Source organism: Brevundimonas sp. EAKA (assembly GCF_000698025.1).
GTDB classification, from domain to species: domain Bacteria; phylum Pseudomonadota; class Alphaproteobacteria; order Caulobacterales; family Caulobacteraceae; genus Brevundimonas; species Brevundimonas mediterranea_A.
Window position 1 is genome coordinate 1 of sequence record NZ_JMQR01000161.1, and the last position, 5,612, is coordinate 5,612.

General features: G+C 67.0%; 8 protein-coding genes and 2 tRNA genes. 6 read left to right on the plus strand and 4 right to left on the minus strand.

What is annotated here, in order from left to right; translation table 11 throughout:
* Both ER13_RS15610 and metG read left to right on the plus strand, forming a co-directional pair.
* On the plus strand, nt 1–384 hold a 384-nt coding region (locus ER13_RS15610; RefSeq protein ID WP_035310734.1), incomplete at its 5' end, for an MATE family efflux transporter.
* Between the two features lie 88 nt (nt 385–472).
* Nucleotides 473–2,173, plus strand: a complete 1,701-nt coding sequence (metG, locus tag ER13_RS15615) for a methionine--tRNA ligase (RefSeq protein ID WP_035310735.1) — start codon at nt 473–475, stop codon at nt 2,171–2,173.
* 88 nt (nt 2,174–2,261) lie between these two features.
* On the opposite strand, the gene ER13_RS15620 is transcribed toward metG, so the two are convergent.
* Nucleotides 2,262–2,594 carry a helix-turn-helix transcriptional regulator gene (locus ER13_RS15620; RefSeq protein ID WP_231492568.1) on the minus strand — a complete coding sequence of 111 codons (333 nt, stop codon included), beginning with the start codon at nt 2,592–2,594 and terminating at the stop codon, nt 2,262–2,264.
* Nucleotides 2,595–2,638: 44 nt separating this feature from the next.
* Here ER13_RS15620 and ER13_RS15625 point away from each other — a divergent pair, with 44 nt between their 5' ends.
* Nucleotides 2,639–2,986 carry a carboxymuconolactone decarboxylase family protein gene (locus ER13_RS15625; protein ID WP_008258902.1) on the plus strand — a complete coding sequence of 116 codons (348 nt, stop codon included), beginning with the start codon at nt 2,639–2,641 and terminating at the stop codon, nt 2,984–2,986.
* On the opposite strand, the gene ER13_RS15630 is transcribed toward ER13_RS15625, so the two are convergent.
* From ER13_RS15630 to rlmB, 3 genes are read right to left on the minus strand one after another with little or no spacing between them, the layout of a single operon-like run.
* Entirely contained in the window at nt 2,983–3,312 is a 330-nt protein-coding gene (locus ER13_RS15630; protein WP_035310737.1) for a rhodanese-like domain-containing protein, read from the minus strand. The genes ER13_RS15625 and ER13_RS15630 overlap by 4 nt on opposite strands.
* Nucleotides 3,309–4,130 (minus strand): TerC family protein, encoded by an 822-nt coding sequence (locus ER13_RS15635; RefSeq protein ID WP_035310739.1) that lies wholly within the window; start codon nt 4,128–4,130, stop codon nt 3,309–3,311. The genes ER13_RS15630 and ER13_RS15635 overlap by 4 nt, the downstream gene beginning before the upstream one ends.
* A 31-nt stretch (nt 4,131–4,161) precedes the next feature.
* Entirely contained in the window at nt 4,162–5,046 is an 885-nt protein-coding gene (rlmB, locus tag ER13_RS15640) for a 23S rRNA (guanosine(2251)-2'-O)-methyltransferase RlmB (protein ID WP_081836260.1), read from the minus strand.
* Between the two features lie 148 nt (nt 5,047–5,194).
* On the opposite strand from rlmB, the gene ER13_RS15645 reads away from it, so the two are divergent.
* The 3 genes from ER13_RS15645 to ER13_RS18060 all read left to right on the plus strand — a co-directional run.
* Nucleotides 5,195–5,278: transfer RNA gene (locus ER13_RS15645), tRNA-Tyr, on the plus strand.
* 81 nt (nt 5,279–5,359) lie between these two features.
* Nucleotides 5,360–5,433: transfer RNA gene (locus tag ER13_RS15650), tRNA-Gly, on the plus strand.
* A 52-nt stretch (nt 5,434–5,485) separates the two neighbouring features.
* Nucleotides 5,486–5,612 (plus strand): GTP-binding protein (locus ER13_RS18060; RefSeq protein ID WP_231492570.1); only part of this gene is annotated, 127 nt, incomplete at its 3' end.

Genomic DNA, 5,612 nt, shown 5'->3' on the forward strand with positions numbered 1-5,612 from the left:
CTGGTCGGGCTGGGCGTGTTCAGCGCCATGACCTTCATCGTCGCCCTGCTGGTGTGGCCCAGCGCGCATCTGATCGTGGGCGCCTACAATCGCGATCCGGTCCTGCTGGCCATCGCCGCCCCGGCCCTGGTGCTGGCGACCCTGTTCTTCGTCGCGGACGGAATCCAGGTGGTGGCGGCCCAGGCGAACCGGGCGGCGGGCGACGTCTGGTGGCCCACGATCATGCATTTCGTGGCCTATGGGGCGGTGATGATGCCGCTGGGCTGGATTCTGGCGCACCGGATGGGCGTCGACGGTCTGGTCTGGGCGGTGGTGATCGCCAGCCTGGCCTCGTCTGTCCTGCTGACCGGGCGGTTCGTCAGGGTGGCGCGGCGCCTGCCATAGAATCTCCGTCCCCATGTAGGGGAGGGAGAGGTGACGTCGCCGCTTCCGCTCTCTATATCCCTGCGCTTCCCCGAACTCCTGGACGATCATGGCCCGCATCCTCATCACCTCGGCGCTGCCCTACATCAACGGCATCAAGCACCTGGGGAATCTGGCGGGCTCGATGTTGCCTGCCGACGTCTGGGCGCGGTTCAAGCGGGCTCAAGGCCATGAGGTCCTCTATATCTGCGCCACGGACGAGCACGGCACCCCGGCTGAACTGGCCGCCGCCGCCGCCGGCCAGGACGTCCGCACCTATTGCGACGAGCAACACGAGATCCAGAAGGCCGCGGGTCAGGCCTTCGGCCTGAGCTACGACTGGTTCGGCCGGTCGTCCAACCCGCAGAACCATCGCCTGACCCAGCATTTCGCCGAGGCCCTGGAGAAGAACGGCCTGATCGAGGAGCGGGTGGATCGGATGATCTATTCGATCGACGACGCCCGCTTTCTGCCCGATCGCTATGTCGAGGGCACCTGCCCGCACTGCGGCCATGTCGGCGCGCGCGGCGATCAGTGCGACAACTGCGGCCGGCTGTTGGATCCGACCGACCTGATCGATCCCTATTCGTCGGTGTCGGGCTCCAAGAACCTGGAGGTGCGCGACACCCGCCACCTGTATCTGCTTCAGACCAGGATCGAGCCCCAGATCCGCGCCTGGGTCGACGGCAAGAGCGGCTGGCAGACGCTGGCCAAGTCCATCGCCTACAAGCATCTGGACGAGGGGCTGATCGACCGGGGCATCACCCGCGACCTGGCCTGGGGCGTGCGGGTGACCAAGGACGGCTTCCCCCGCCCCGGCATGGAGGACAAGGTCTTCTACGTCTGGTTCGACGCCCCCATCGAATATATCGCCGCGACCGAGGAATGGGCCGAGGCGACCGGCGGGTCGTGGCGCGACTGGTGGCGTCTGGACGAGGGGGCCGAGGACGTCCGCTATGTCCAGTTCATGGGCAAGGACAACGTCGCCTTCCACACCGTCAGCTTCCCCGCGACCATCATCGGCTCGGGCGAGCCGTGGAAGACGGTGGACCAGTTGAAGGCCTTTAACTGGCTGAACTGGTACGGCGGCAAATTCTCGACCAGCCAGAAACGCGGCGTCTTCATGGACCAGGCGCTGGAACTGCTGCCGGCCGACTACTGGCGCTGGCGCCTGACGGCCTATGGGCCGGAACACGCGGATTCGGCCTTCACCTGGGAGGATTTCCAGGCCTCGACCAACAAGGACCTGGCCGATGTGCTGGGCAATTTCGTCAACCGGATCGTCAAATTCGCCGAGTCGAAGTTCGACGGCGTCGTGCCCGAGGGCGGCGAGGCGGGTCCGGTCGAGATCCAACTGGAAGCCGACATCAAGGCGGGAATCGCCGAGGCGACCGAACAGTTCGAGGCCATGGAGTTCCGCAAGGCCGCTTCCGCGCTGCGCGCCGTCTGGGTGCTGGGCAACGAATATCTGCAGGTCGCGGCGCCCTGGACGGCGTTGAAGACCGACCGCGACCGCGCGGCGGTGGGTGTGCGGACCGGGCTGAATCTGGTGGCCCTGTTCGCGCGTCTGGCGGCGCCGATCCTGCCCTTCTCGGCCGAGAAGATCGCGGCGTCGGTCGGGTCCAGCGACCTGAGCTGGCCCGGGGCTGACGAGGATGTGCTGAACAGCCTGGCCGTCGGTCAGGCCGTGGCGGCCCAGGGCGTTCTGTTCGCCAAGATCGAGGACGCCCAGGTGGCCGAATGGTCCGAACGGTTCGGCGGGGCGGACTAAGCCGAACGGCCGGTTCCCCCTGAAGGCAGGGACAACGGATTAAACTCTACGCTTGAGCGCCCCGGGCGCGGCGCAAAGCCGCGCCCGGTCAGGCGTCGTCGCGCGCGCAGAAATGGTCGTACAGCACGGCCATGATCTGGATCGTCCCGGGATGGGCGATGAAATAGGTCAGGGTGCGGTGGTCGCGGCGGCAATCCACCACCCCCTCGTCCTTCAGCTTGGACAGATGCTGCGACATGGAGGCGGGCGCCACGCCCGTTTCGGCGATCAGGGCCGAGACGTTCCGCTCGCCCTGGGCCAGGGCGCACAGGATCATCAGCCGGTGGGGATTGGCCAGACCCTTCAGAAAGGCGGAGGCGTCGTCCACGCGCTGCGGAAGGGCGTGGGACAATTTCACCGTCATGGCGTCTTTACATTCCATGCTCGCCTCATATCGTAAAAATATGAATTGAGAAGGAGGCTGTCATGGCCAAGGACTATGCGGCGCTGACCCGCGACATCTCGACCTACATCGGCGAACTGCGCCGGCTGCAGCCCGGGCCGATGCAGGCCTTTTCGGAACTGGCGAAGTCGGCGACGGCCGAAGGGGCGCTGGACAAGAAGACCAAGGAACTGATTGCCCTGTCCATCGGGGTGACGCAGCGGTGCGACGGCTGCATCGGCTTTCACGCCAAGGCGCTGAAGGATCTGGGAGCCACGCGCGACGAGATCGCCGAGGCCATGGCGATGTGCGTCTATATGGGCGGCGGGCCGGCCCTGATGTACGCGGCCGACGCCCTGAGGGCGTTCGACCAGTATTCCGAAGCGGCCTAGGCCTCGACGATCGGCAGACCGGCGGCGCGCCAGTCCTGGATGCCGCCGGTCAGGTTGAACAGGGGCTGGCCTTCGGGGCCGGTCGGGCCGACGAAGGCGCAGACCTGGTGACTGCGGCCGCCGCGCAGGCACATGACGATGATCCTGCGATCCGCCGGGAGGTCCAGCGCCTCCCAGGCGGCGGGCATGGCGCTGAGGGGGGCCAGAAACGCGCCGTCGATGCGGGCGGCGGCGAACTCGTCCGCCTCACGCACGTCGATCAGAACGGCCTCGCCCGCGCGCAGCCAGGCGGCGGCCGTTTCGACATCGACCGTGGCGACGGTCATGGCGCGGGCGTCGGCGCCGGCGCGGCGGGTTCGGCCGGGGCCGGGGTCGGGCTGGTCTCGGTGCGCTTCTGGCCCAGGTGTTTGGCGGCTTCCTCGGGACTGATCTCGATGAAGGCCGGGGCGGAGGCGTTGAACTCATCCATATTGCCGGTGCGGACCACCACCTGGCGGGCGCCGTCCCAGATCATGTGGAGGGCGACATACAGGACCACGACAAGGCCGATATAGCCGATCCAGCGGAAACGGTGCAGCAGTTTGGCGATGAAGGTCGCCGCCACCCCCATCAGGGCGATGGACAGGATCAGGCCGAAGACCATGATCCACGGATGTTCATGAGCGGCGCCGGCGACGGCCAGCACATTGTCCAGCGACATGGTGATGTCGGCGACCATGATCTGGAGCAGGGCGGCGCCGAACGACTTGCGCTTGAGCCCCAGTTCTTCGGGCGAGGGGCCGGTACCGTGCTCGATGCTCATGGCGAGCTCGAGCTCCTTCTCCGCCTCGGCCTGGTCGTGGGTGCGCTGCTCCTGCAGTTCGCGCCACATCTTCCAGCAGACCCACAGCAGCAGCAGACCGCCGGCCAGCAGCAGGCCGACCAGGGCCAGAAGCTGGACCGTGATCAGGGCGAAGCCGATGCGCATGACGACGGCGGCGGCCAGACCGATCAGAATGGCCTTCTTGCGCTGATCCTGGGGCAGGGCGGCGGCGGCCAGGCCCACGGCGACGGCGTTGTCGCCGGCGAGGACCAGGTCCATCAGCAGGACCTGGCCCAGCGCCGTGGCCTGACTGGCGAGTTCGGGAGACGAGAGAAATTCCATGTCCGCTCCTTAACGCCGGTGCGGCCGTCTGTCAGCCGCGTTGCGCGCGCGTCGCCTCATAAAGCGCGACGGCGGCCGCATTGGAGACGTTCAGGCTCTCGAATCCGCCGGGCATGGGGATCTTAGCCAGGACATCGCAGTGTTCGGCGACCAGTCGGCGGATGCCGTCGCCTTCGGACCCCATGACCAGAACGGTCGGCTGGCGGTTCAGCGCCTCTTCCAGCGTCTGTTCGCCGGCGCCGTCCAGGCCGACGGCGCGCCAGCCCAGATCGGCCAGCCGCTCCAGGGCGCGCGACAGATTGGTCACGCGCGCATGGGGCAGGCGTTCGGTCGCGCCGACCGCCGCCTTGGCCAGGGCGCCGGCCAGGGCGGGGGCGTGGCGGTCCTGGACGACGATGCCCCGCGCGCCGAAGGCCAGGGCCGAGCGGAAGATGGCGCCCACGTTCTGGGGATCCGTCAGCTGGTCCAGCATGACGATGACGCCCTGGGCCGGTTCGGCCAGCTCTTCCAGCGAAACGCCCTCCAGCGGCTGAACCTTGAAGGCCAGGCCCTGGTGGACCGCGCCGGCCGGCAGCATCCGGGTCAGGGCCTGAACCTCGACGACCTCGATCTTGTGGCCGTGGGCCAGTTGGCCCTGTTCGATCTCGGCGGCGCGCTCGGCCGTGGCCAGCAACCGGCCCATGCCGCGACGCGCGGGATTCGCCAGCGCGGCCAGGACCGGATGACGGCCCCAGAGAAAATTATCGGCGTCGGACTTGCTCCGGTCCGCCGGACGGGGCGCGCGAGGGGGCTCCTCGCGGCTGGAAAAGCCTTGTGCGACGGGCTTTTGCCCCTTTTCGCGCGGGCCGGAAGACCGGTTTCCGAAGACCGGTTTTTTACCGCTTTTACGGTCGTTGCGTTCTGTTTTCGACGACACTATAAGACGCCCTCCGATTTGGAGCCCCAAGGGCTTTCGGGTCTGGGCGCCCCCTCTATCCTAGAGGAGGCGACAAGCCGAAGGCTTTTGTTTCGTCCCGCTTGATTAAGGGCGGAACGAGGGGTCCATCGGTTCGACAAGGCGCGCTGGGGGAATGTCCCGAGTGGCAAAGGGGGGGGACTGTAAATCCCCTGCGTAAGCTTCGAAGGTTCGAGTCCTTCTTCCCCCACCACGCGCCTTGACGGATACGATGGATCAGGACGACGGAGAGGAACCGGCTGCGGCGTTCCCCAAGAACTTCCGCAGTCTCCGCGCGGGTATAGCACAATGGTAGTGCAGCAGCCTTCCAAGCTGAGGATGTCGGTTCGATCCCGTCTACCCGCTCCAGGTTTTTTGATCAGCATCGCGCCCCTCAACCCGGGCCATCAGGAGTTTGGCCATGGCCAAGGAAAAGTTCGAACGCACGAAGCCGCACTGCAACATCGGCACGATCGGCCACGTTGACCACGGCAAGACGACGCTGACGGCGGCGATCACGATGACGCTGGCGAAGGCCGGCGGCGCCA